This is a genomic window from Alcanivorax sp. HI0007 (assembly GCF_001635525.1).
In the GTDB taxonomy this organism is placed as follows: domain Bacteria; phylum Pseudomonadota; class Gammaproteobacteria; order Pseudomonadales; family Alcanivoracaceae; genus Alcanivorax.
In genome coordinates, this window is record NZ_LWEJ01000096.1 from 1 (window position 1) to 254 (window position 254).

A 254-nucleotide genomic window follows, 5' to 3' on the forward strand; every position below is an offset into this window, starting at 1 on the left:
CCACCGGCCAGCTGGAGCATGCCCAGTTTGATCCCATCTTCCAGGCCGTGGCGGTGCGCAACGTGGTGAAGTTCACGCCACCGCTCGTGGCCAAGCCGGAAGGATCCCTCCACGACTGGGAAATCCTCAATGGTCTGACCACAAGGCTGAACCGCCTGCGCGCCCGGGATCGCAGAACCCGCCTGCAAATCACCGCCACCGACCGTTTTCTCCGCAAGCTGGGTGACCGCGGCCTGGTGGACCTGGGCCTGCGA

At 65.4% G+C, this 254-nt stretch carries 1 pseudogene; it reads left to right on the top strand.

The window, feature by feature from the left end:
• Positions 1-254: pseudogene (locus A3714_RS17950) on the top strand (molybdopterin oxidoreductase family protein); the annotation flags it as partial.